This window comes from Pedobacter kyonggii, assembly GCF_004310665.1.
GTDB classification, from domain to species: domain Bacteria; phylum Bacteroidota; class Bacteroidia; order Sphingobacteriales; family Sphingobacteriaceae; genus Pedobacter; species Pedobacter kyonggii.
In genome coordinates this window covers 15,045-37,944 of the sequence record NZ_SIXF01000028.1, presented here as the reverse complement: position 1 = coordinate 37,944, position 22,900 = coordinate 15,045, and the positions used below count along the sequence as shown (strand labels likewise).

Annotated in this window: 20 protein-coding genes; 7 read left to right on the top strand and 13 right to left on the bottom strand. The window is 37.1% G+C overall.

What is annotated here, in order from left to right; translation table 11 throughout:
- Window positions 1-61: 61 nt before the first annotated feature.
- Window positions 62-727, top strand: a complete 666-nt coding sequence (locus EYS08_RS20510; protein WP_165456531.1) for a class I SAM-dependent methyltransferase — start codon at window positions 62-64, stop codon at window positions 725-727.
- A gap of 81 nt (window positions 728-808) precedes the next feature.
- On the opposite strand, the gene EYS08_RS20505 is transcribed toward EYS08_RS20510, so the two are convergent.
- Genes EYS08_RS20505 through EYS08_RS20495 form a run of 3 tightly spaced genes read right to left on the bottom strand, consistent with a single transcriptional unit; the run spans window position 809 to window position 2,779 of the window.
- A complete protein-coding gene (locus EYS08_RS20505) occupies window positions 809-1,618 on the bottom strand; it encodes a phosphatidate cytidylyltransferase (RefSeq protein WP_131031868.1) in 810 nt (269 codons plus the stop codon).
- 47 nt (window positions 1,619-1,665) lie between these two features.
- A complete protein-coding gene (locus EYS08_RS20500; RefSeq protein WP_029274925.1) occupies window positions 1,666-1,872 on the bottom strand; it encodes a putative signal transducing protein in 207 nt (68 codons plus the stop codon).
- Window positions 1,853-2,779: a CPBP family intramembrane glutamic endopeptidase gene (locus tag EYS08_RS20495; RefSeq protein ID WP_131031867.1), complete on the bottom strand. Its 927-nt coding sequence runs from the start codon at window positions 2,777-2,779 to the stop codon at window positions 1,853-1,855. Before EYS08_RS20495 ends, EYS08_RS20500 begins: the two co-directional genes overlap by 20 nt.
- 43 nt (window positions 2,780-2,822) lie before the next feature.
- On the opposite strand from EYS08_RS20495, the gene dusB reads away from it, so the two are divergent.
- Entirely contained in the window at window positions 2,823-3,830 is a 1,008-nt protein-coding gene (dusB, locus tag EYS08_RS20490; protein WP_131031866.1) for a tRNA dihydrouridine synthase DusB, read from the top strand.
- A gap of 36 nt (window positions 3,831-3,866) precedes the next feature.
- A complete protein-coding gene (apaG, locus tag EYS08_RS20485; RefSeq protein WP_131031865.1) occupies window positions 3,867-4,253 on the top strand; it encodes a Co2+/Mg2+ efflux protein ApaG in 387 nt (128 codons plus the stop codon).
- Window positions 4,254-4,773: 520 nt separating this feature from the next.
- Here the strand turns inward: apaG and EYS08_RS20480 are convergent.
- The gene (locus EYS08_RS20480; RefSeq protein ID WP_029274930.1) at window positions 4,774-5,469 is read right to left on the bottom strand and encodes a zinc metallopeptidase; all 696 of its coding nucleotides are present in this window, start codon (window positions 5,467-5,469) and stop codon (window positions 4,774-4,776) included.
- 83 nt (window positions 5,470-5,552) lie between these two features.
- Here EYS08_RS20480 and EYS08_RS20475 point away from each other — a divergent pair, with 83 nt between their 5' ends.
- Complete coding sequence (locus tag EYS08_RS20475; protein WP_131031864.1) at window positions 5,553-6,689, top strand: NAD(P)/FAD-dependent oxidoreductase; 1,137 nt, start codon at window positions 5,553-5,555, stop codon at window positions 6,687-6,689.
- Window positions 6,690-6,883: 194 nt separating this feature from the next.
- Here EYS08_RS20475 and purU read toward each other — a convergent pair whose 3' ends face one another.
- Window positions 6,884-7,723: a formyltetrahydrofolate deformylase gene (gene purU / locus EYS08_RS20470; protein WP_131031863.1), complete on the bottom strand. Its 840-nt coding sequence runs from the start codon at window positions 7,721-7,723 to the stop codon at window positions 6,884-6,886.
- 118 nt (window positions 7,724-7,841) lie between these two features.
- Between purU and EYS08_RS20465 the strand changes: the two genes are divergently transcribed.
- Window positions 7,842-9,218 carry a DNA recombination protein RmuC gene (locus tag EYS08_RS20465; protein ID WP_131031862.1) on the top strand — a complete coding sequence of 459 codons (1,377 nt, stop codon included), beginning with the start codon at window positions 7,842-7,844 and terminating at the stop codon, window positions 9,216-9,218.
- Between the two features lie 137 nt (window positions 9,219-9,355).
- Here the strand turns inward: EYS08_RS20465 and EYS08_RS20460 are convergent, their stop codons facing one another.
- The 4 genes from EYS08_RS20460 to nadA form a co-directional block, all read right to left on the bottom strand.
- Window positions 9,356-9,883, bottom strand: a complete 528-nt coding sequence (locus EYS08_RS20460; RefSeq protein ID WP_131031861.1) for a hypothetical protein — start codon at window positions 9,881-9,883, stop codon at window positions 9,356-9,358.
- Window positions 9,884-10,924 carry a thiamine-phosphate kinase gene (thiL, locus tag EYS08_RS20455; protein WP_131031860.1) on the bottom strand — a complete coding sequence of 347 codons (1,041 nt, stop codon included), beginning with the start codon at window positions 10,922-10,924 and terminating at the stop codon, window positions 9,884-9,886.
- Window positions 10,925-11,045: 121 nt separating this feature from the next.
- Window positions 11,046-12,284 carry a dicarboxylate/amino acid:cation symporter gene (locus EYS08_RS20450; RefSeq protein WP_131031859.1) on the bottom strand — a complete coding sequence of 413 codons (1,239 nt, stop codon included), beginning with the start codon at window positions 12,282-12,284 and terminating at the stop codon, window positions 11,046-11,048.
- A gap of 54 nt (window positions 12,285-12,338) precedes the next feature.
- Window positions 12,339-13,337 carry a quinolinate synthase NadA gene (nadA, locus tag EYS08_RS20445; protein ID WP_025141668.1) on the bottom strand — a complete coding sequence of 333 codons (999 nt, stop codon included), beginning with the start codon at window positions 13,335-13,337 and terminating at the stop codon, window positions 12,339-12,341.
- A gap of 450 nt (window positions 13,338-13,787) precedes the next feature.
- Between nadA and nadB the strand changes: the two genes are divergently transcribed.
- Both nadB and EYS08_RS20435 read left to right on the top strand, forming a co-directional pair.
- Window positions 13,788-15,374: an L-aspartate oxidase gene (gene nadB / locus EYS08_RS20440; RefSeq protein WP_131031858.1), complete on the top strand. Its 1,587-nt coding sequence runs from the start codon at window positions 13,788-13,790 to the stop codon at window positions 15,372-15,374.
- Between the two features lie 100 nt (window positions 15,375-15,474).
- Window positions 15,475-15,987 (top strand): gamma carbonic anhydrase family protein, encoded by a 513-nt coding sequence (locus EYS08_RS20435; RefSeq protein ID WP_131031857.1) that lies wholly within the window; start codon window positions 15,475-15,477, stop codon window positions 15,985-15,987.
- A 123-nt stretch (window positions 15,988-16,110) separates the two neighbouring features.
- Here the strand turns inward: EYS08_RS20435 and EYS08_RS20430 are convergent, their stop codons facing one another.
- The 4 genes from EYS08_RS20430 to ybeY form a co-directional block, all read right to left on the bottom strand.
- Entirely contained in the window at window positions 16,111-17,754 is a 1,644-nt protein-coding gene (locus tag EYS08_RS20430) for an Ig-like domain-containing protein (protein ID WP_131031856.1), read from the bottom strand.
- Between the two features lie 121 nt (window positions 17,755-17,875).
- Window positions 17,876-19,738, bottom strand: coding sequence for a tRNA uridine-5-carboxymethylaminomethyl(34) synthesis enzyme MnmG (gene mnmG, locus EYS08_RS20425; protein WP_131031855.1), 1,863 nt, complete (start codon window positions 19,736-19,738; stop codon window positions 17,876-17,878).
- Between the two features lie 146 nt (window positions 19,739-19,884).
- A complete protein-coding gene (locus tag EYS08_RS20420; protein WP_131031854.1) occupies window positions 19,885-21,747 on the bottom strand; it encodes an ABC-F family ATP-binding cassette domain-containing protein in 1,863 nt (620 codons plus the stop codon).
- A 615-nt stretch (window positions 21,748-22,362) separates the two neighbouring features.
- The gene (gene ybeY, locus EYS08_RS20415) at window positions 22,363-22,800 is read right to left on the bottom strand and encodes an rRNA maturation RNase YbeY (RefSeq protein ID WP_131031853.1); all 438 of its coding nucleotides are present in this window, start codon (window positions 22,798-22,800) and stop codon (window positions 22,363-22,365) included.
- Between the last annotated feature and the right edge of the window lie 100 nt (window positions 22,801-22,900).

The following is a 22,900-nucleotide window of genomic DNA, read 5'->3' as shown; positions in this document are numbered from 1 at the left end:
TCTTATAAGCCTTAGCCAAAAAGATGTAAAAATCATAATGCCTAAATTTTTAAATTTGATTATGGAACAGCAACTTTCTGAGGAAGACTTAAAAAATATTGCCCGGCAACTAGGTTGTCCTGAAGGGGAACATGGCATTAAAACAGGCGAAATAATGCATGCCAATAATATCGGAATGACGACTTCTGCTATTGAGGCATTAGATCTTCAAAGCGATGAAACTGTCTTAGAAATCGGCCATGGAAACGGCGCACATATTGCTCAACTCTTGTCAAAAGCCAAAAACCTCCATTATTTCGGTGCTGATATTTCTGCAACCATTATTGCCGAGGCCGAAAAGATCAATCAGGATTTCATAACAAAAGGAAAGGTTCACTTTCAGCTAACAGACGGCATTACATTGCCCTTTGATGATGATCGGTTTGATAAAATTTTTACAGTTAATACGATATACTTTTGGTCCAATCCAAGCAAATACCTCAACGAAATTAAGCGAACACTAAAACCTGACGGCACTTTGGTTATATGTTTTGCTGATGAAAACTTTATGAAAAATCTCCCTTTTACTCCTTATGGTTTTACACTTTACAATGTAGAAACCGTAAAAGAACTATTAGAAAAAGCGGGGTTTGCCATTAAAAATACACTCAAAAAATTAGAGCAGGTACAAAGTAAAACCGGCGAACAGATAGAAAGAGAATATTACGTTGTGACGGCTACTGCTTAAGAAACAACATCATAATCCTCGTTTGCAAACGCAGACAAGAACGAAACCTTTTTGTGCCTTCGTGTCTTAGTGGTTAAACGATTAATACAAAATCAAATACAGATAGGCGTAAACCACAGGAGCAGAAAGCAACAAGCCATCAAAACGATCTAACAAGCCCCCATGGCCTGGTAATAAACCACCACTATCTTTTGTATCCAAACTACGTTTAAGCATCGATTCTACTAAATCGCCTAGTGTACCAAAACTAGCAATCAATACAGCCATACCGATCCAAACCCACGCTGGACTTTCGGTAAACAGAAATGATAAGCCAAAAGCGATCAAAACACTGGTAAACATACCTCCGAAAAAACCTTCCCAGCTTTTCTTTGGCGAGTGGCGCTCAAATAATTTACGTTTACCATATTTTACACCAAAAAGGTAGGCACCAGTATCGTTTGCCCAAAGCATCAGTAAAAAAGCCAACGGAAGATGAAAGTTATACTCATTCCAGTTTTTCAGAAAGCCCAGGGCATGAAAAAAACAGAAAGGAATGGTTACATAAACAAAGCCAACAAAAGTGTATGAGATATTGGCGAATGGAATTTTATTCTTTTTGTATAACTCCGTAATAAAAACCGAAAAAATTAACGGGATACAAAGCAGCAAATACTTCACATCGTATTTAAGGTAGTGCAAGCCAGCGGCCATTAAAAACACTAATGAGCCAGCTGCCAAACCGATATTACGGTGTGGTCTTATTCCCGAGTTTTTAATCAGCTTGTAAAATTCGAACAAAGCCAAAACACTTAAAACAAGATAAAATATGGTAAAAGTGTAGCTCCCTAGTAGGATAGAGCCAAGCATTACGATGGTAAAAAAGAAAGCGGTTATTGCCCTGGTTTTCATGTTAAAAATGTAAGATGGGAGATGTAAAATGGATAAGGTTTAACATGTTATTCAATTTCGTTTTCAACGATGTATTCTATGGCTTTATCGAAATCTACCTTATTCACCAAAACATTTATTTCGCCAATATTATATGCCGAGAGCTGTTTATTTATCGTTACCGCCGGAATCCCAGCTTCTGTTAGTCCCTGTTTTAATACCTCGGCCGCAAAGGCATCGCTGGTAGTATATACTTTAACCCAATTTTCGCTCACGTGTTGCGCTATCTTTAAAAATTTTGAACAAAGCTATGGTAATTATTGCACTAATTAAATAGCCATACCATGGAAAACCGATCGGTTCGTCAGCTTTATCAAGTGGCATATGGTGTTTTTGCATATAAAAAGCGGCGCAAACCGAATAAGCATTGTTTATAAAGTGCGCCAGCATGGCATACCAGATGCTTCCGCTGTAATAATACAGGTAACCAAAACCTGCACCCAACAACATGCGTGGTACAAAACCATAGAACTGCACATGAATGGCGCTGAAAATTATGGCTGATAACCAAATTGCCAGGTGTGGATTATCAAAAGCCCTGTTTAACGATCGTTGCACGCCGCCACGGAACATTAATTCTTCGCCAACTGCAGGTAAAACTGCAATAATAATCAGATTTGCTATAAAATCAAGATTACTACGAACCGTAACCAGTTTAAGAGTAATCGCCATTCTTGCATTTTCTTTTTCCTTCATCCACTTCTCTATATCTTTCAGAAAATCAGGTAACACCATTTTTTGGTTCCAGAGCATTGCCCATTCCATGAAAGGCATACTTACAAGCATGATGATTATAACAAGAATGATTAATACAGACCTAGTATTTTTAAAACCATAAAAATCGCTTACCTTTTTATGTTCTGTTAATGCTAGGACAATAGCCGGCACAGCCATCATTCCTATAGAGGTTCCAAGAGCTTGAAAAATCTTAAAGGCACTTATGTTTGCATCTGTGATCTGCCCTCCCATGACTTCTTCTGCAGTATTTACCCCATAAAAAACAGCAATTATTACTAAAGACAATATAATAAATACTATTGCACCAAGTACTGCGTAAAATAAAAGTAAAAGTAATTGTAAGAAAGGATTGATTTCCTCCCTGTTAGGTGTTACAAAATTCATTATTTGTACCTTTGTATGTTTTATTAATCGTTGAAGATAGAAAATGTCTGTTAAGATAGGAAATATAGATTTAGGTGAGTTCCCTTTATTACTGGCTCCAATGGAGGATGTAAGCGATCCGCCGTTCCGTTATGTATGCAAAAAAAACGGGGCTGATATGATGTATACCGAATTTATTTCTTCGGAGGGTTTGATTCGTGATGCTGCAAAAAGCAGACAAAAGCTCGATATTTTCGAATACGAAAGGCCAATTGGCATCCAGATTTTTGGTGGCGATATCGATCACATGCGTGAAGCCTCAGAAATTGCTTCTGCAGCAGGACCTGATCTTGTTGACATCAATTATGGTTGTCCGGTTAAAAACGTAGTGTGTAAAGGCGCAGGCTCCAGCCTGTTACAGGATATTGATAAAATGGTAAAAATGACCGAAGCCGTAGTTAAAGCTTCACATTTACCGGTTACCGTTAAAACCCGCCTTGGTTGGGATGATAATACTAAAAATGTTTACGAAGTGGCCGAACGGCTTCAGGATGTAGGCATTCAGGCACTTACCATTCACGGCAGAACAAGAGCGCAGTTATATAAAGGCGAGGCCGACTGGTCGCTTATCCGCGAGATTAAACGCAATCCACGCATCAAAATACCGATTTTTGGCAATGGCGATGTAGACAGTCCTGAAAAAGCGGCCAACTGGAGCATGGAATATGAGATAGATGGCATTATGATCGGTCGCGCTGCGATCGGTTACCCATGGATTTTTCGCGAGGTAAAGCACTTTTTTAAAACAGGCGAACACCTCGCCGGACCAACTATTGAAGAACGTATTGAAGTTTGCCGTACACATTTAGATAAATCGCTTGAATGGAAAGGGCCTAGAACCGGAATTTTCGAGATGCGCCGCCATTATGCAAACTATTTTAAAGGCCTGCCAGATTTTAAACCTTACCGTATGCGTTTGGTGGCCGAGCCAGATATCAACAACATTTACAGTATTTTAGAAGAAGTGGCAGAAAAATTTGCCGACTACGATGCCACTAAAGTACTGGCTTGATTTTTGAAAGGTTTTTTTATACATTCGTAAATCATCATGGTTACAGCTATTACAGACGGGGTTAAAGTTTCAGTTGAAACGGTTTACCAGCCAGAATATTCAAATCCGGCCAACGAGCATTATATGTTCGCTTATCGTGTAGAAATTTCTAATCTTTCTGATTATGCTGTTCAATTAATGCGCCGTCAGTGGTTTATTTTCGATTCTAACAGTAGCCGAAGAGAGGTAGAAGGAGAGGGCGTTGTGGGTTTACAGCCCATTATCCAGCCGGGCGAAACACATATATATGTTTCAGGCTGTAATCTAAAAACCGACATGGGTAGCATGAAAGGCGCGTACTTAATGAAACGCGACATTGATGGGTCTGAATTCGAGGTTGATATTCCAGAATTTCAATTGGTTGCTCCTTATAAACTGAATTAATCCTTTGAAAAATCGTCGTTTCGATCCGATAACCATCGGATGAAGTGAAGCGAAATGGAGAAATCTCTCAATCAAATTAAGTCTATAGGTCTCTCAACAAGGGTGTAAACGGCAGCCAATCTCTTTTGTAGATTCTTCAGAAAAGCAATGGCAGTATTTATTTTAATGTTGGTCCTGCTTTTTGTTCCAAGTCCTCGCTATGGGCTTTCCTCGTCAATCAGGTTTAAAACCACAGAGATACTGCAATTATTAAAGGTTACTGCATCGTGCAAATAAAACCCTTTTTCTGCACCCAGCAACCCCACATAGTACAACTAATCTACCCGCCTAAACCTGATCTGAGCGAGATGCCGATCCTTCATCGGCAGAAGCGGGAGCAGGACCGGAGCTCAACCAAGCATCACAAAACCTGCTTTCCAAAAAAAGAATAAATACCTACTCTATTTTCAAAACCTCCCACAAACCAAAAACGGCCAGGATTAACCCGGCCGCTCTGTGCTTTTCATAATTCGATATCTCTTTAATCCCTGCTTCTTCCAAAAAGCATCGATGCGTAATACAATAAGTTGGCTAATGCACCAACAGCTGCTACCACATAAGTCATGGCTGCCCACCAAAGTGCATCTTTAGCCTGCGCATTTTCTTCTTGTGTTTGCATTACACCATTATTATTTTTTAGCCAGGCCAATGCACGGTTACTGGCATCAAATTCGACTGGTAGGGTAATGATACTAAATATGGTTACCAGTGCTAAACCTACTACACCAATTGCCAAAACAATTGGATTTCCGGTAAAGCCTATTAACAATACACCAATTAATAGTACCCACTGTAAAAGATTAGATGAAATACTTACCACCGGAACCATACTGCTTCTTAAATTAAGCCAGTTATATGATTTCGCCTGTTGCACCGCATGACCACATTCGTGGGCCGCTACAGCCGCGGCAGCTACGCTTCGGCTATAATATACATCTGTACTTAAATTAACGGTTTTATCTGATGGATTGTAATGATCTGTTAGTTGTCCTTCGGTACTCATCACCTTCACGTCGTATATCCCATTATCATGTAGCATTCTTTCTGCTACCTCTTTGCCCGATAAACCTGAGCTAAGTTGCATTTCGGCATACTTAGAAAACTTATTTCTAAACCGCCATTGTACAAACATGCTCAGCAATAATACCGGGATGATTAATATTAAATAAACTCCCATTTTCTTCTGTATGTTTTTCATTTAGCATATATCAAAAAGCGTTCCCATATTATTTGACTGTTAAAAAATGGTACATTTATGCTATGCCAACAGCGTTTTCATATTGGGAGAAGGAGTCGTTTTTTACTTACGATATCATTATTATCGGTAGTGGAATTGTGGGTTTAAATGCTGCCATCCGACTTAAAAAAGCTGCTCCAACTTTAAAAATTGCCATACTCGAACGGGGCTTTTTACCAACAGGCGCCAGCACCAAAAATGCGGGTTTTGCATGCTTTGGTAGCATTTCTGAACTGATTGAGCAAGAAGAATGTGCTGGCTTAGATGGCCTGGCACTCCTAATAGAAAAGCGCTGGAAGGGTCTGCTTAAACTGCGCAATTTATTAAGCGATAAAACCATTGATTACCAAGGTTTAGGCGGATACGAATTATTTAAAAATGATGACATTTTTCTGGCCGACACATGTGTATCCAAAATTGAACATTATAACCGTGTCATTAACGATATTGTTGGTGCCAATGCTTTTGCCCTTGCCAATAAAAAAATTAGCACATTTGACCTTGAAGGTATCAGCACCTTAATCGAAAACCAGTACGAAGCGCAGATTGATAGTGGTAAAATGATGTTTGCTTTAATTCAATATGCACAAAAACTCGGCGTTGGCATATTTAATAATTGTACTGTAGATCAGGTCCTGGAAGAAAACGATGGCACGCAATTGCTAACCAAAAACGGAAACTTTTTCTGTAAACGGCTGATTGTAACTACCAATGCTTTTGTAAAAGACTTATTGCCTGATATTGATGTTAGCCCGGGCCGTGGACAGGTTTTAATTACCAAACCCATTAAAGAACTAAAAATAAAAGGTACCTTCCACTACGATAAAGGTTATTATTATTTCAGAAATATAAATAATAGAGTTTTATTAGGGGGTGGTAGAAATATCGATTTTAAAGCTGAAGAAACCACCGAATTTGGCCAAACTGAGCCGGTTAAGCTAGCACTGGAAGATTTATTAAAAAATGTAATCCTCCCTAAAGTAAATTATGAAATCGATTACCGCTGGAGCGGTATTATGGCTTTTGGAAAAATTCTGGAACCACTTATAGAAGAGATTAAGCCAAATATTTTTTGCGCCACCAGGTGTAATGGCATGGGCATTGCAATTGGTGCGCAAACAGGAGAAGATGTCGCGAATCTGCTGCTGAAAAGCTTATAGTTTTTTTACCACAAAGAACAGAGAAAAACGACAAAGCGCGCTGAGTTCACTTTTATATTTCTATTGTTAAAGATCCTTCATGCATCCAATAGCTATCGGATCAGGATGACATTTTTCTATAGATTTCTCGGTTGGGTTGCGCTTTGCTCAAAATGACAGCCATATCAATCAATCGCCAAACGCTAACCACTTATCTACTTAAACACAATCGTCTTATTTCCACTTACAAAAACCCGATCTTCAAAAATAAGTTCTAAAGCCTCCAACAGTACTTTTTTCTCTATTTCCTTGCCTGCACGAACCATTTCTTTTACCCCAAAATTATGATCTACATGATTTGTATGCTGGGTAATAATTGGGCCTTCATCCAGGTTATCGGTAACAAAATGGGCAGTAGCACCAATAATTTTTACACCGCGTTCAAAAGCCTGGCGATAGGGGTTAGCACCTATAAAAGCCGGTAAAAAGGAATGATGGATATTAATGATTTTACCTGCATAATCTTTTACAAAATCGGCAGAAAGGATTCGCATAAATTTAGCCAGCACTAAATAATCTACCTCAAACTGATTGATGATCTCTTTTACTTCAGTCTCAAATTCACTTTTATCCTTGTTAGCATGATCGACATAAAAATATGGGATACCCAGTTTTTCTGTAAAATCTCTCAGGCTTTCATAGTTGCCTATTACACATTGTACCTTGGCCCCTAAGGTTTTGAATTGGTTTTTAATCAGTATCTCAGCTAAACAATGATATTCCTTTGTTACCAAAACGGCAATCTGTTTTTCCTGTTGTGTAATTAAATTTACTTCAGCAGCATTTGGCAGGTTTTCTAAAAGTTTTTCCTTTAATTTTTCAGCATCCTCAAGGCTTCCGGTACAGGCGATACGGGTAAAAAACGATTTATTGGCTTCATCTACAAACTCCCGCATAGCGATAATATTCAATTGGTGTGCAGCCAGCACGCGGGTAATATTTGTAACTAAACCAACCTGATCGGGGCAGGATATGAGGACTGTTAATGCATTCATTTATAAAATACTAATGCCCAATTATAGAAATTTTTTTCCGTTATTTTTAGTTCAAAATAACTAAAATTTTTTGGTATATCTATTTTAAATTTTCATTTTTGCTAAAATTTTTATCATTATGGAGATCACTGGCATTGCTTTACTAATCGTTATTTTAATTGTTCTGGTCTTTTTATTATTAAAGAAACCACAGGCAGCGCTTTCTGTTATTTCAGTAGAAGATTTCGAAAGGATAAAAAGTGAAAATGAATCGTTAAAAATTAGTTTAGCCAAGGCTGATGAACGTGCTTCTAATTTATCTATAGAAAAAGAACATATTACCGTATTGCTTAAACAAGAGCAGCAGCGTTTGATTGATGAATTACAGGCTGAGCGCGACCGGCTTGCCGATGCCAACCGCGAACTGGAAAGTACCAGGTCCTTTTATCTGGCAGAAAAAGAAAAACTTGCCGAACAGAAGCTAAGTTTTGAGCAGTCGCAAGAAAAATTAAACAAAGACTTTGAATTAATCGCCAATAAAATCCTGGAGGAAAAATCGAGTAAATTTATTGAGCAGAACCGCACCAATCTGGATATTATTTTAAATCCTTTGAAAGAAAACATTAAGGCATTTGAAGATAAAGTAGAGAAAGTTTACAAAGCTGAATCGGATGAAAGGAATACACTGAAAGGTGTAATTTCACTATTAATGGATCAAAGCAAGCAGATTCAGGAAGATGCCAATAATTTAACCAAAGCTTTAAAAGGCGACAGTAAAAGGCAAGGAAACTGGGGAGAAGTGATTTTAGAAAAGGTTTTAGAACGCTCTGGTTTAGAACGCGATCAGGAATACCGCATTCAAGCCTCGCACACATCCGCCGAGGGCGGTCGCTACCAGCCTGATGTGGTAATTGACTTACCAGACAATAAACATCTTGTTGTCGATGCTAAGGTATCGTTGGTTGCTTATGAGCGTTCGGTATCTGCAGAGACGGATGAAGAGCGTGATGGCTTTATAAAAGCCCATTTAGCCTCAATTAAGAACCACATACAGGAACTATCTGCCAAAAATTACCAGGATTTATATAAAATCAACTCTCCCGACTTTGTGTTGTTGTTTGTACCGATTGAATCTTCTTTTAGCATTGCGGTTCAAAAAGATGCAGAACTTTTCAATTTTGCCTGGGATAGAAGGGTCGTAATTGTGAGTCCATCAACATTATTAGCCACCTTGCGTACCATAGCCAGCATGTGGAAACAGGAGCGCCAAAATCGGAATGTAATGGAAATTGCCCGTTTAAGCGGCAGTATGTACGATAAGTTTGTAGGCTTTATTTCGGATATGGAAAATATTGGCAAACACATCAAAAATGGTCAGGATGCCTACGATAAAGCCATTAATAAATTGTCAGTGGGTTCGGGAAATTTAACCAATACTTCAGAAAAGATTAAAAAATTGGGAGCAAAAACCACCAAACAGATTGACACTAAGTATTTGGATCTTAACGAAGATTAGAAAAAGCAAATATGCTATAATTTTAGAATAGCTGAAATTAGAAACCAAAACCTACAAATTTAGTGATTTTTTTAAGCACCTAGAAAGATTTTTTATTTTAAGCTTATTCAGTAAATAGAGCTGTTATTTGAAGGCTCTTAGCGACTAATATAACTGCTTAAACAAAAAATCGCCATTTCGAGCGAAGCTTTTTCAGCTGACGAAGCAATCTCTATTTGAGTCGTTATAGTGGACGAATCTTTTCTTAAATGATAGATAATTGCAAGAAACAAAACAATGATGCCTGCAACCCATAAGAAATACCCTGAAGAAAATGATATAATTTTTGCTGTAGAGCCACTTTCAGAAATCAATATTTCTTTCCAACGAGCAAAAGAAATAGCTAATAAACTGGAAATCAGAATAAATAATATGGATACTTTTTTATTTTTTGCAAATAAAAATAATACTATGAAACAAAATGGATTAGCTAGCCAAATTAAAAATTCCGAAGTACCACCGCCAAATAATCCAATTCCACCAATTAGTAAATAGATAAATGATTGATCAGATTCCAGACCTCTACCACCATCAAAAACAAAAGCTAGTCTAATCAACGAAAAAATAAAAAGACCAACACTTAAATAAATTGCTGGTCTTTTCAAATCATAAGTGAATATTTTCATTTACTTATTAAAAGCATTCCAGCCTTGAGCCTTCAGTTCATGTACTTTTTCTGATTTAGAAACCATTTTACAACCCGAGTTTTTATCGGTAACATGTCCAATCACAGTAATATCTACATCATGTTTCAGTTTTTTATAATCATCCTGACTAATGGTAAACAACAACTCATAATCTTCGCCACCACTTAAAGCGCAAACTGTTGGGTCTAAACCTAATTCGCGGGCAGTTTCATAAGTCATTGGATCTAAAGGAATTTTCTCTTCGTAAATGGTCATTCCTTTATCTGATTGTTCTGCCAAATGCAATATTTCGGAGGCTAAACCATCAGAAACATCAATCATCGAGGTTGGTTTGATATTCATTTCATCTAAAAGCGCAATAATATCCATCCTTGCTTCTGGTTTCAATTGTCTTTCGATGATATAATCTTTACCTTCTAAATCTGGTTGGATCTGTGGGTTTTCCAGGTAGATTAATTTCTCTCTTTCTAAAATTTGCAGGCCTAAATAAGCACCACCCAAATCGCCAGAAACACACAATAAATCATGTTCTTGAGCACCACTTCTGTACACCACTTTATCGGCATCGGCATAACCAATACTGGTAATACTGATTACCAGGCCTTGCTTGCTTGATGAAGTATCTCCGCCAATTAAATCGATGTTATATTTGTTGCAAGCCAGTTCAACTCCCTTATAAATTTCTTCAACAGCCTCTAAAGGAAATTTGCTCGACAAACCCAGTGAAACTGTAATCTGACTTGCTTTTCCATTCATGGCATAAATATCACTCAAATTTACCTGAACAGCTTTGTAACCTAAGTGCATTAAAGGCACATAAGCCAAATCAAAATGGATTCCTTCCAACAATAAATCCGTCGAAATTAAGGTCTGTTTTCCTTTGGAATCTAAAACAGCAGCATCATCACCAACACCTTTTACCGAATAATCGTTTTTAATTTTAAAATTAGTGGTTAGGTGTTTAATCAACCCAAATTCGCCTAATTCATTAATATCTGTACGCTCTTTATTTTCAAACATATGCAATAGTTAGGGGCGAAGCCCCCGATTTTATTTTTTAAAATCAACTGTCATTCTGAGCATAGCGAAGAATCTTTAACTACACCAGCTGGTATTTCATAGCTTGCAGATCCTTCCTGCGTCAGGATGACAAATCCTTACTTTCCATCCAATTTTTACCCTCTGTAAACCTGGCAATTAACATTGCCGCAACATTGTCGCCGGTAGCATTTAACAAAGTAGCCATTGGATCAACCAAAGTTCCAATAATCATAGCTGGTGGTAGCGCCTCTGGTGGTAATTGGTAAGCAGAGATCATTAATAGTTCGCCAATATAACCTCCATTTGGTATTCCTCCTTCTACTATACTCACTAAAATAGTAATGCCTAAAGCTAAAATAATGGTATCAACATGTACTAAATCTTTACCAAAAATGGCAAAAACAACAGCAATTTTAACAATAGAACTAATACTCGAACCATCTTTATGCAGCGTTGAACCCAATGGAATCGTCACATTTGTAATGTAATCGGGTACGCCCATTTTTCGCGAACCATCTAAATTTGCCGGAATAGTGGCAATGCTGCTACAGGTTCCGATTGAAGTTAAAGACGGCACTATATTATTTTTCCAAAATACTTTTATTGCTTTAAATCCACCTGCAACAAAAGCATATAAGGTGAAAAAGACGATAAAATAAAATGCTCCTACACCGTAATACAAACCTAAAGCTTTTGCATAGGTTCCAAAAAGCTGTGGACCAAAAACCCCAACCTGATAAGCGAAATAAGCGCCCAAGCCGATTGGGCCAAGTTTCATGATCAAAATGATGAGTTTTTTCATCACTTCATTACCCGATACCAAGAAGTTCTTAAATCCATCGCCTTCTTTACCAGAATATAATGTAGAAAAACCAACTAATACCGAAAAAATTATCAGTGCCAGCATATTTTTACGACTACCAATCTCGAAAAATTCTCCTACTGTTAAAAGTTGTGTCATTTGTTCGCCAAATGACTGTATTTTTTCAGGTTCAGTAGGTAAAGGCGTATTTCCTAATTGTTGATGGATAGGAAAAATCCATGTAGCAACCAAAGTTAAAACCGCAGAAATGAGTATGGTAGAAAGAAAGACCAAAACCATAATGGTTAATAATCTCCCTAACTTTTTTGTTCTATCTATATTTGCAATTGCCGATGAAACCGCAAAAAATACCAATGGAATAACGGCGGTAAACAACAGGTTTAAAAATACATCACCTAATGGTTTTATACTTTCAACACTTTTCCCAAAAATTAAACCCACAATACTTCCAACAGTTATTCCTGCCAAAAGCCATAATAAGCCTGAGTAATTTTTAAGGATGTTGTTTTTTTCCATAAATTATTTCAATAAACCTTACAGGTTTTTGAAACCTGTAAGGTTTGTAAATTTTTACAAGCCCAATTCAGCTGAAATATCAAGCATGCGCTGTATAGGTTTACGGGCAAGCTCAATAATATGCTCAGGTACAGTTACTTCAGGCAAACCATTTTTAATACATAAATATAGTTTTTCTAAAGTATTTCTTTTCATGTATGGGCAATCGTTACAAGCACAACTATTGTTTGGCGGTGCCGGAATAAATGTTTTTGTTGGATTTGCCTTTTCCATCTGGTGGATAATCCCACTTTCAGTAGCTACAATAAATTCGGTAGCCGGATTGGTAATGGTATATTTTAAAAGTCCTGTTGTTGAACCGATATAATCGGCCATTTTCAAAACCACTTCTTCACATTCCGGATGCGCAATAAATTTAGCGTTCGGATGGCGTTCTTTCAGCTTTGTAATTTTCTCCTGCGAAAAAATTTCATGTACCATACAGGCACCATTCCACAATACCAAATCGCGCCCGGTTTTCTTTGCTACATAAGCACCTAAATTTCTATCTGGGCCAAAGATTATTTTTTGGTCTTTAGGTAAACTCTCTACAATTTGAACGGCATTCGTACTTGTACAAACAATGTCACTTAAAGCTTTTAATTCGGCTGTGCAGTTTACATAAGTGATGACCAGGTGATCCGGATATTTTTCTTTAAATTTTCTAAACAGATGGGGCGGACAACTATCTGCTAATGAGCAACCTGCTTTTACATCTGGTAATAAAACAGTTTTATTAGGCGATAAAATCTTTGCTGTTTCGGCCATAAAATGTACGCCGGCAAACACAATCACATCAGCATCTGTTTTTGCAGCTTCCTGCGATAAGCCTAAACTGTCACCAATATAATCTGCAATATCCTGAATGTCAGGTTCTTGATAGTAGTGTGCAAGAATAATGGCATTCTTTTCCTTTTTTAATTTCTCAATCTCCGCAAAAAGATCGAGGGTAGGATCAATTTCCTCTTCTGCGAAACCTTTTTTATTGATTTCTTCTAAGACATCTATGTTCATTTTAAAATTTTCCTTTTTTGAATTTTGACGTTGGCCAAAGATAAAGCTTTCAACGTCTCAATAATTAATAAGTATTTTTAAATAAATAAATCTTGTTTGTTTATTAGTGTGTTAGTATTGTTGGCAAGTTTCGAAAAAAAGTTCTTTTATATAAGTTGTTAATCGTTTACTAACATTTAGATTACATTTCTCTAATATCATGAGTTTGATTTTCAGCACTATCGAAAAGTCTCTCAATTTTTATCAATACCCGAATGTTAATTGTTTATAAGTGGGTAAAAAGTTAATTACTTGTACAAAGGTGCTCAAAAATTACTTAAAAGATTGTGGCAAATTGTCTTTTTAGAGTAGCTTTAAACATTCAAATTTATTTGTTAGGATAATTTAGACACAGAGTTAACATTTATCAACTAGTTGTTAACATCGTGGATAAAGTAAATGTTTTTATTAATGAGGAAAGTAGATTTTCTGGTAATTGGTTCAGGTATAGCGGGTTTGAGTTTTGCACTTAAGGCAGCAAAGTTTGGTAAGGTTTTAATTGTTACTAAGTCGAACGAAGACGAATCGAATACAAAATACGCTCAGGGCGGTGTTGCGGTTGTGGTAGATAAAGGTGATTCTTTTGAGAAACATATCGATGATACTTTGATTGCCGGCGATGGATTATGTGATGAAAAAATTGTGGAAATAGTTGTAAAAGAGGGGCCTCAGCGTATTCAGGAGATCATTGATTATGGTATAAACTTCGATAAGGATAACTCCGGTTTCTATGATTTAGCCAAGGAGGGAGGACACTCTGAACATCGTGTTTTGCACTACAAAGACATCACCGGATACGAGATTGAGCGGGTATTGCTGAATGAAATTCATGAGAATAACAACATAGAGATATTAACACATTACTTTGCGCTGGAGTTAATTACCCAGCATCACCTGGGTGAGTTTGTGGATAAACGTACCGAAGATATCAACTGTTATGGTGTATATGCCTTTAACACAGAGCTTAACGATGTGGAAAAGATTGTGGCAAATGTGACTGTGATGGCTTCGGGTGGCGCTGGACATGTGTATTCGGCCACAACAAATCCGGTTATTGCAACGGGCGATGGTATGGCAATGGTTTACCGTGCAAAAGGAAAAGTAAGGAATATGGAGTTTATTCAGTTCCATCCAACTGCTTTATATCATCCTGGAGAGTATCCATCGTTTCTAATATCAGAAGCTGTTAGGGGTTTTGGTGGTGTTTTAAGACGGAAGAATGGTGAGGAATTTATGCATGAATATGATGAGCGTAAATCTTTAGCACCACGTGATATTGTAGCCCGTGCGGTAGATAATGAAATGAAGAAATCAGGCGACGACTTTGTTTACCTTGATATTACCATGCGCAAAAAGGCAGACATTCTGAAGCACTTTCCTAATATATATGCCAAGTGTTTGTCAATTGGAATAGATATGACCAAAGATTATATTCCTGTTACCCCTGCCTCTCATTATATGTGTGGTGGTATTCTGGTTGATGAATATGGCCGCTCTTCAATTAAAAATTTATATGCCTGCGGCGAATGCTCTTCAACAGGTTTGCATGGGGCTAACCGTTTGGCTTCCAATTCGCTATTAGAAGCTACGGTTTTTGCACACCGTATTTACCAGGATGCTATCGAGAACTTCAAGAATAATGTTATTCCAGATCACATTCCTGAATGGGATTCGAAGGGCGTTACACAAAGTAATGAGGATGTATTGGTAACGCATAACCTTAGGGAGCTACAAAAGGTTATGGGTGATTATGTGGGCATTGTCCGTTCTGATTTCCGTTTGGAAAGAGCACATCGCCGTTTATTTTTAATTTATCAGGAAACAGAAGAATTTTATAAAAAGAATAAGGTTTCAGTTAAACTTTGCGAATTGCGTAATGTAATTCAAACCGCTTATCTGGTGATCAAATCTGCCATGCAACGGAAAGAGAGCCGGGGATTACATTATACTACTGATTATCCTGAGCATGCGAAGGAATTGGTAGATACTGTGTTTTAATGTGGAATCGTCATGCTGAATTTAGTTCGGCATCTATATATCATATATACAATACTTAAAAAGACCCTGAAATAAATTCAGGGTGACGCAAAATAGAGTTATGCCTTTAATACTACCGGTAAAAGATAAATACCCTGAAATTGGAAAAGACAATTTTATTGCAGAGAATGCCACTATAGTTGGCGATGTGGTGATAGGCGATAAATGTTCAGTATGGTTTAATGCCGTAATCAGAGGCGATGTAAATGCCATTACGATCGGAAATGAATCAAACATACAAGATGGCGCGATAATTCATGCAACCTACTTAAAAGCTTCTACACACATAGGTAACCGGGTATCTGTAGGGCACAACGCCATAGTGCATGGCTGTACTGTTCAGGATAATGTTTTAATCGGTATGGGTGCCATTGTAATGGATCATGCTGTTATAGAAGAGTATTGTATTATTGCAGCTGGATCTGTAGTATTGGAAAATACCATTTGTGAAACGGGTTATTTATATGCCGGCACGCCTGCAAAAAAAATAAAGCCCATTACTGATGAGCAAAGGGCTTTATTAAATAAGTTGCCTGATAATTATATCATGTATTCCGGTTGGTTTACCACTTAGTATCCGTCATGCTGAACTTGTTTTACAAGTAGAAGTAGTATTTTCAATCGTCTCGTAGCTACTACGTGGTCAGCATCTTTGTTGCTATTAAGACCCTGAAATAAGTTCAGAATGACGACTTTTTTATTTACTTGGTGGTGCCGGTATCACCAATGGATCTTCACGTTCCCAGTTAGGTTTTAAATCCATTAAAGCCTTTAAATACCAAACTTTTTCGGGTTGATATCCTTCTTTAACATTTCCTGTATCCCAGATTCCATTTTTATTATCATCGTAAATTACCCTGAGCATATATTTGCCCGCCGGATATTTAGAAAAAGTAACTTTCGAGTTTTTACTGACTGGAAAAGATTTTATGATATCCTTTTTTTCACTTAGAAATTGAACAACATATCTTTTCGAAGTATCTGGAACAGTTACATTTAATACCAGGGTAGTATAAGCGTCCGAACTTTCAAGTGAAAAACGTTTGGTTACATCTTTGTTTTTAGCGTTAAATATGGCAGTAAAAGCACCTGCAGCTAGCTTCAAATCATAAGTTCTTTTATTTTTCCAAGGGTATTTTATATAATATTTAAGGAAATCTACACTGTCTTTTACTACTTCAAAAGTTGTCCGTTTTACTGAGTCTTCTAAAAGGGTGATTTTAGATGGATCTGCAGCAGCCATTGGAAAAGGAAAGGTTAGTGTTAGCTGTTGGAAAGGGTTTAACTTACCACCCAATAAGTTATCAGAAATAACAAGCTCGCGTGTATAGGTATCTTTTTTACCCCTGGTAAAGTTTAAGGTCTGTAAAACTTTACCTTGATCTTGTATGGCAACTTTAACCGAATCGAAACTCAAATCCTTCAACCATATTTTCGCAGTATCGTTATTTTTAGAAAAATGAACAAACTTACCTACGTCAACAGCTGGTGGATCTGTAATGGTTATTTTAGGGCTTTTAAGCTGTTGGTTAAAGATGATTGATATACTGCCGTCATTATTTAGTTTTCGGTCTAATACTCGGAATTCTGGTGCCAATTCTTTAAATATCTGCAGATCTATGTTCTCTATATTTTTATCTATTACAATAGGGTCTTTTACAAATCCAACTTCATCCGAAATTTGCTGGTATATTTTATCGCCTCCTCCGCTACTTTCTTTAACCGCATACACTTTATAAGTACCTTTTCTAAGGTTATTCAATTTGTAGGTTCCTGCACTATCAGTAGTGGTATATATTGATGGACGTTTTTTTCCAAAAATGGTGTCTCTTTCTAAAGGTAGAATAAATACGGTAACTTCCTTTTCAGGTTCGTCAGTTAGCGAATTGATTACTTTGCCGCTTAATGATAACGAATCTATTTCTGGGCCGGTAGAAAAAACATAGGATAAATTTTTAACTACATTTCCTTCGTTAACATCGGCTACAGATTTTCCAAAGTTTAAGGTGTAGGTCGTATTTTTTTCTAAGGAATCCTTAAGATTAATTTCTAATCTTTTTTGACGCTTTTTTAGCTCCGGAATTTTTTCCTGATCGGGTGAAATAGAAAATTCTTTAAACTCATCTTTAAGATTAAAATATTCATCAAACTCAATCACTATTTTTTTAGCATTAAAATTCCTCGTTTGATTTTTTGGAGTCATGCTTAGCACTTTTGGTGGCTTGGTATCTTTTGGCCCACCTTGTGGCGTTTGAATACTTGCACAACCAAAAAATAGGAGCAAGGTTATAACAACCGCTAAATTTTTAAGGTTAAAATACTGAGCTTTTAAATTTGGCATATTTTAAACGTTCTGAAGAATTTTTATACTTTTTGGAACCGTAACATTAAAAAATCTTTTTTTTAGCTTATATCGCTTTATTTTAAGTCTGTTTTAAAGTAGTTAAAGTATTGATTATCAATTACTTATTAATATAGACCATTAAAACTGATATATCTGATGGTGAAACGCCTGAAATCCGTGATGCCTGACCTAAAGTACGCGGTTTAATCTTAAATAATTTTTCGCGGGCCTCTTTTGATATGGAAACAATTTTATTGTAATCGAAGTCTGGTTTAATTTCTTTGTCTTCCATCTTCAACATCTTCGCTACAATTTCATTTTCCTTTTCAAAATAACTTTCATATTTAATTTTGATTTCGGCTTGCTCAATAGTTTCATTGTCTAAATCTTTGGTTGCTTCTGCAAGCGCTTTACTAACTTTAATCAGATCAGGTAAACCAACATGAGGTCTGCCAACCAAACTGTGTATTTTTACATTTTGATTTAAAACGCTCGATCCTAAACTTTCGAGCATTGGATTTGCATCGCTCATTTCAATACCCTGGTTTCTGGTGAACTTAACCAAAGCGTCAGCGTTTGCAATTTTCTGATTTACCTTTTCTAAACGCTCATCAGAAATTAAACCCAGCTCATGCCCGATAGGAGATAGGCGGATATCGGCATTATCTTGTCTCAATAACAAACGGTGTTCGGCTCTTGATGTAAACATGCGATAAGGTTCTTCCGTTCCTTTTGTTACCAGGTCATCAATTAAAACACCTATATAACTGTCAGATCTTTTTATGATCAGTTCATGTTTATCTGTGATTTTTTGATGTGCATTTATACCAGCCATGAAACCCTGACAAGCTGCTTCTTCATATCCTGTAGTTCCATTTATCTGTCCGGCTAAAAATAAATTGCTGATCAGTTTAGTTTCTAACGTTAAAGATAATTGCGTAGGTGGGAAGAAATCATATTCGATTGCATAACCCGGTCTGAACATTTTTGCCTGCTCAAAACCTGGTATTAATCTTAAAGCTTTAAATTGTACATCTTCTGGAAGTGAAGTTGAAAACCCGTTTACATAAATTTCGCAAGTATTCCATCCTTCAGGTTCAACAAAAATCTGATGTCTATCCCGCTCTGCAAAACGGTTAATTTTATCTTCAATGGATGGGCAGTATCTCGGGCCTAAGCCTTTAATTCTTCCAGTAAACATTGGCGATTTTTCAAAGCCTTCCTTTAAAGTTTTATGAACATCTCCGTTGGTATAGGTGATCCAGCAGCAGCGTTGATCGGTTGAAACTTCGGTATCTGTGTATGAAAATTTACCAGGGTTTTCATCTCCCCACTGTTCTTCCATTTTGGTGTAATCCAAAGTTCTACCATCCACGCGTGGAGGGGTACCAGTTTTCATTCGGCCTGCTTCCATGCCTAGATCTACCAGTTGTTCTGTAATTCCTGTTGATGCTCTTTCTCCTGTTCTACCTCCTCCAAATTTCTTTTCTCCAATGTGCATTATGCCATTTAGAAAGGTTCCATTGGTCAGTACTACTGCTGTACTTTCTATCTCGATACCTAAAGAAGTTTTAACACCATATACTGTATTATCTTTTACCAACAGGCCAATCACATTGTCTTGCCATATATCAAGATTAGACGTTCTTTCCAATGCTAAACGCCATTCTTCTGCAAAACGCATTCTATCAATCTGAGCTCTTGGGCTCCACATAGCAGGGCCTTTTGATTTATTGAGCATTCTAAACTGGATAGTCGATTTATCAGAAATAATACCTGAATAACCGCCCATAGCATCAACCTCCCGAACGATCTGTCCTTTAGCTACACCACCCATGGCAGGGTTACAACTCATCTGGGCAATGGTGCCCATGTTCATTGTTATTAATAAAACAGATGATCCTAAATTGGCAGCAGCAGCAGCAGCTTCACAGCCTGCGTGACCAGCACCAACAACAATCAAATCGTATTTTGAAAACATTTTATTTTATATTTTTTTAATTGTTCCACGTGAAACAACTGGTTTTGTTTTTAGTATTTACGTCGTGCAAAAATAATTTTAGTGCAGCAATTATGTGATGTTCCACGTGAAACATCACGCGAAAATATCTTTGAATTGCATTTCGTTTATTCTGAAAGTTCGAGCCAACGCATGGTTAATCCGTCAAGCTTGGCCTGAAGTGATTCTATCTCATTGGAAACCTCTTGAATTTTTACGTAGTCGGTCGCATCAATTTTAACCAAGCTTTCGTTAAGCGAAGCTATTTTGCTTTCTGTTTCTGTAATCCCTTTTTCACTATCTTCTAATTCTTTTTGCTCCTTGAAGCTTAATTTTTTTACAGCTTTAACAGGTGTTTGTTCTACAGATGTGGCAGGGATTTTCTTGCTTTCTGTTTTTACTTTTGGTTGTTCTAAACTTAAACGGTATTCAGAATAATTACCGTTATAAATTTTAACCACACCTTCGCCCTCCATGATAAATAGTTGATCGCTCATTTTGTCAAGCAGGTACCTATCGTGGGAAACTAACATTAATATGCCAGGAAAGTTTTCTAAAAATTCTTCAAGAACGTTCAATGTGTCAATGTCAAGATCGTTCGTTGGCTCATCCAAAATTAAAAAGTTCGGATTTTGCATCAGCACTTTCATTAGGTTCAAACGCTTCTTTTCACCTCCGCTTAATTTCTCAACCATGCCATGTTGCTTCTTTGGTGGGAAGAGAAATAAGGTCAATAGGGCAGAGGCAGTAATTACTGAACCGTCAGCCATCTTAATATATTCAGCATCCGATTTTACAATATCAATTACCCTTTCCTTTGGATCGAAAGTTAAACCACCTTGTTTGTAATAACCAAAAACGGTTGTCTCTCCAGTGTCAACTTTACCAGCATCTGGCTTTAATTGACTCGTAATGATATTTAGCAAAGTAGATTTACCAGTACCATTTTTTCCTGCTAAGCCAATTCTGTCTCCTTTTTTAAAGGTGTAACTAAAATCATTGATGATCGGACGGCCATCAAATGCTTTTTGAACATGTTCTAACTCAATAATCTTCCCGCCTTGGCGAGACATCTTCATTTGGAGGTTAATACTCTGATTATCAGTCTTTTTCTTAGTTTTTTCCTCTAAATCATAAAAGGCATTAATTCTTGCATTAGATTTCGTCGCTCGTGCTTGTGGCATACGTCTCATCCACTCTAATTCTTTCTTTAATAGCTGTTGGTTCTTATGTAAAACCGTCGCGTCTAAAGCCTCCCTTTCGCTTTTCTTTTCTAAGAAGTAAGCATAATTTCCATTATAATTAAATATTTTTCCTCTATCTAGCTCTACAATGGTATTGCAAACATTATCTAAAAAGTACCTGTCGTGGGTAACGAGTAAAATTGTTTTTTGTCCGGTGGTTAATAACTTTTCCAACCATTCAATGGTATCAATATCCAAATGGTTGGTTGGCTCATCAAGCACCAAAATTTCCGGATCTTCAATTAAAAGCTTAGCGAGGGCTAAACGCTTCTTTTGTCCACCAGATAGGGTAGAAATTTTCTGTTGAAGATGAGTAATGCCCATTCTGTTTAAAATGGTTTTAATCTCATGTTCATATTCCCAGGCATTGTGTTCACTTAATTCTTCATATAAACGGTTAAGTGTTTTTTCGTCTGGATTAGGGTCTTCAATTAATTCTTCATATTCCTTAATTAACTGTTGTTGTTTATTCTCAAGGGAGAATATGTGGTCGCTAATAGAAAAACCTTCCGTAAACTGTGGTTCCTGATCGAGAAAACCGATTTTAACAGCTTTATTCTTTACAATTTTACCTTCGAGCGGAGGGAACCTTTCTGCCAATAATTTCAAAAGTGTACTCTTACCCGCACCATTAATCCCAACCAACGCTACGCGCTGACCAGAGTTAATACCTAAGGTTAAATTTTTAAATAGCCATTCGTCATGATAACCATGCCCTAAGCCTTCTGCCGCAATTAGTGTGCTCAATTTTTTTGTATTTCGGATTTATAAAGGAAAATTAGTGCAAAAGTAAGTATAAAATATTTGGAACGGCATAATCAAATTGTAAAGGGCTTCTGTATCAGCTAAAAATGGCAGAATATTGATGCATGGTCTATCTGTTCAGTAGTATATCGGTCATTAGTAAATGGTTTCTATAAAAGAAAACAGCGGTCGGACTCGCTCCACCGCTGCTTCAATCATTAACTAAAACTAAACTTTATCTTGATATAATGCACAGGGTATAAATTCCAGCACATTATGTAATTGTTGTTTTTTGAATATAAGACTACCGCTGGTTGGAAATGTTGCAGGAAATATTGGTGTATTATACCAGTATAGACTAATTGTCGACGAACGCCCGTAACTGTTAGACGAACGCCATTAAAATAATAGCGAAGGGGTATTATTACCTGCACTTAGCAAACTGCGGAGATTCTATTGTCATTCTGAATGCAATGAAGAATCTGCGAACGATGGAATGTAAGCTCAAACAAGAAGGTAGAGAATGAAAGTGCCGTGATAATCATTAAGAGATTTGCTTCGCAGAGCCTCCGGTTCTTCCCTGCGCTCAGAATGACATCATGGCAAGAAAAGGGTAGACTAAATTAATCCAACTTCCGCTCTATAACCCAGGTATTCATCTTCTTTCTCGGTCATAAGGGTTTTAGCCGCTTTTCCCTTGTCTTTGTAACCTAATAAATGCAGGGTGCCGTGAATCATAATGCGGCAAACCTCATCAAATTCCAGAGTTTTGAAGGTTTTGGCATTTTCTTTAACACGCTCAATGCTGATGAAAATATCGCTTACAATCCGTTTTTCTTCTTCTGAGTTATCGAAAGTGATGATATCGGTGTAGGTATCGTGGTTTAAATATTGTTGATTGATGCCCAACAGGTATTCGTCGCTACAGAAAATGAAATTAAGTTCCTGCAATTTGAAACCTTCTTTTTCAATCGTAGCTTTAATCCACTTCTTTACTTTAAGTTTCTGAGGAAGATTATAGCTAACTGATTCTGTGAAAAATGATATTGCAGGCATATTGTGGTGTTTATGGCTGCAAATTTAATTAAAAATTTAAAGTGGTGAAGAGGGGCGGTGTCATAAATATAGAATTGTCATCCTAAGCCTGTCGACGGAC

Bases quoted from the DNA above. Each gene is read 5' to 3' on its own strand.
- EYS08_RS20510 (WP_165456531.1), top strand. From the start codon at position 62: ATGGAACAGCAACTTTCTGAGGAAGACTTAAAAAATATTGCCCGGCAA.
- EYS08_RS20505 (WP_131031868.1), bottom strand. From the start codon at position 1,618: ATGAAAACCAGGGCAATAACCGCTTTCTTTTTTACCATCGTAATGCTT.
- EYS08_RS20495 (WP_131031867.1), bottom strand. From the start codon at position 2,779: ATGAATTTTGTAACACCTAACAGGGAGGAAATCAATCCTTTCTTACAA.
- dusB (WP_131031866.1), top strand. From the start codon at position 2,823: ATGTCTGTTAAGATAGGAAATATAGATTTAGGTGAGTTCCCTTTATTA.
- apaG (WP_131031865.1), top strand. From the start codon at position 3,867: ATGGTTACAGCTATTACAGACGGGGTTAAAGTTTCAGTTGAAACGGTT.
- EYS08_RS20480 (WP_029274930.1), bottom strand. From the start codon at position 5,469: ATGGGAGTTTATTTAATATTAATCATCCCGGTATTATTGCTGAGCATG.
- EYS08_RS20475 (WP_131031864.1), top strand. From the start codon at position 5,553: ATGCCAACAGCGTTTTCATATTGGGAGAAGGAGTCGTTTTTTACTTAC.
- purU (WP_131031863.1), bottom strand. From the start codon at position 7,723: ATGAATGCATTAACAGTCCTCATATCCTGCCCCGATCAGGTTGGTTTA.
- EYS08_RS20465 (WP_131031862.1), top strand. From the start codon at position 7,842: ATGGAGATCACTGGCATTGCTTTACTAATCGTTATTTTAATTGTTCTG.
- EYS08_RS20460 (WP_131031861.1), bottom strand. From the start codon at position 9,883: ATGAAAATATTCACTTATGATTTGAAAAGACCAGCAATTTATTTAAGT.
- thiL (WP_131031860.1), bottom strand. From the start codon at position 10,924: ATGTTTGAAAATAAAGAGCGTACAGATATTAATGAATTAGGCGAATTT.
- EYS08_RS20450 (WP_131031859.1), bottom strand. From the start codon at position 12,284: ATGGAAAAAAACAACATCCTTAAAAATTACTCAGGCTTATTATGGCTT.
- nadA (WP_025141668.1), bottom strand. From the start codon at position 13,337: ATGAACATAGATGTCTTAGAAGAAATCAATAAAAAAGGTTTCGCAGAA.
- nadB (WP_131031858.1), top strand. From the start codon at position 13,788: ATGAGGAAAGTAGATTTTCTGGTAATTGGTTCAGGTATAGCGGGTTTG.
- EYS08_RS20435 (WP_131031857.1), top strand. From the start codon at position 15,475: ATGCCTTTAATACTACCGGTAAAAGATAAATACCCTGAAATTGGAAAA.
- EYS08_RS20430 (WP_131031856.1), bottom strand. From the start codon at position 17,754: ATGCCAAATTTAAAAGCTCAGTATTTTAACCTTAAAAATTTAGCGGTT.
- mnmG (WP_131031855.1), bottom strand. From the start codon at position 19,738: ATGTTTTCAAAATACGATTTGATTGTTGTTGGTGCTGGTCACGCAGGC.
- ybeY (WP_131031853.1), bottom strand. From the start codon at position 22,800: ATGCCTGCAATATCATTTTTCACAGAATCAGTTAGCTATAATCTTCCT.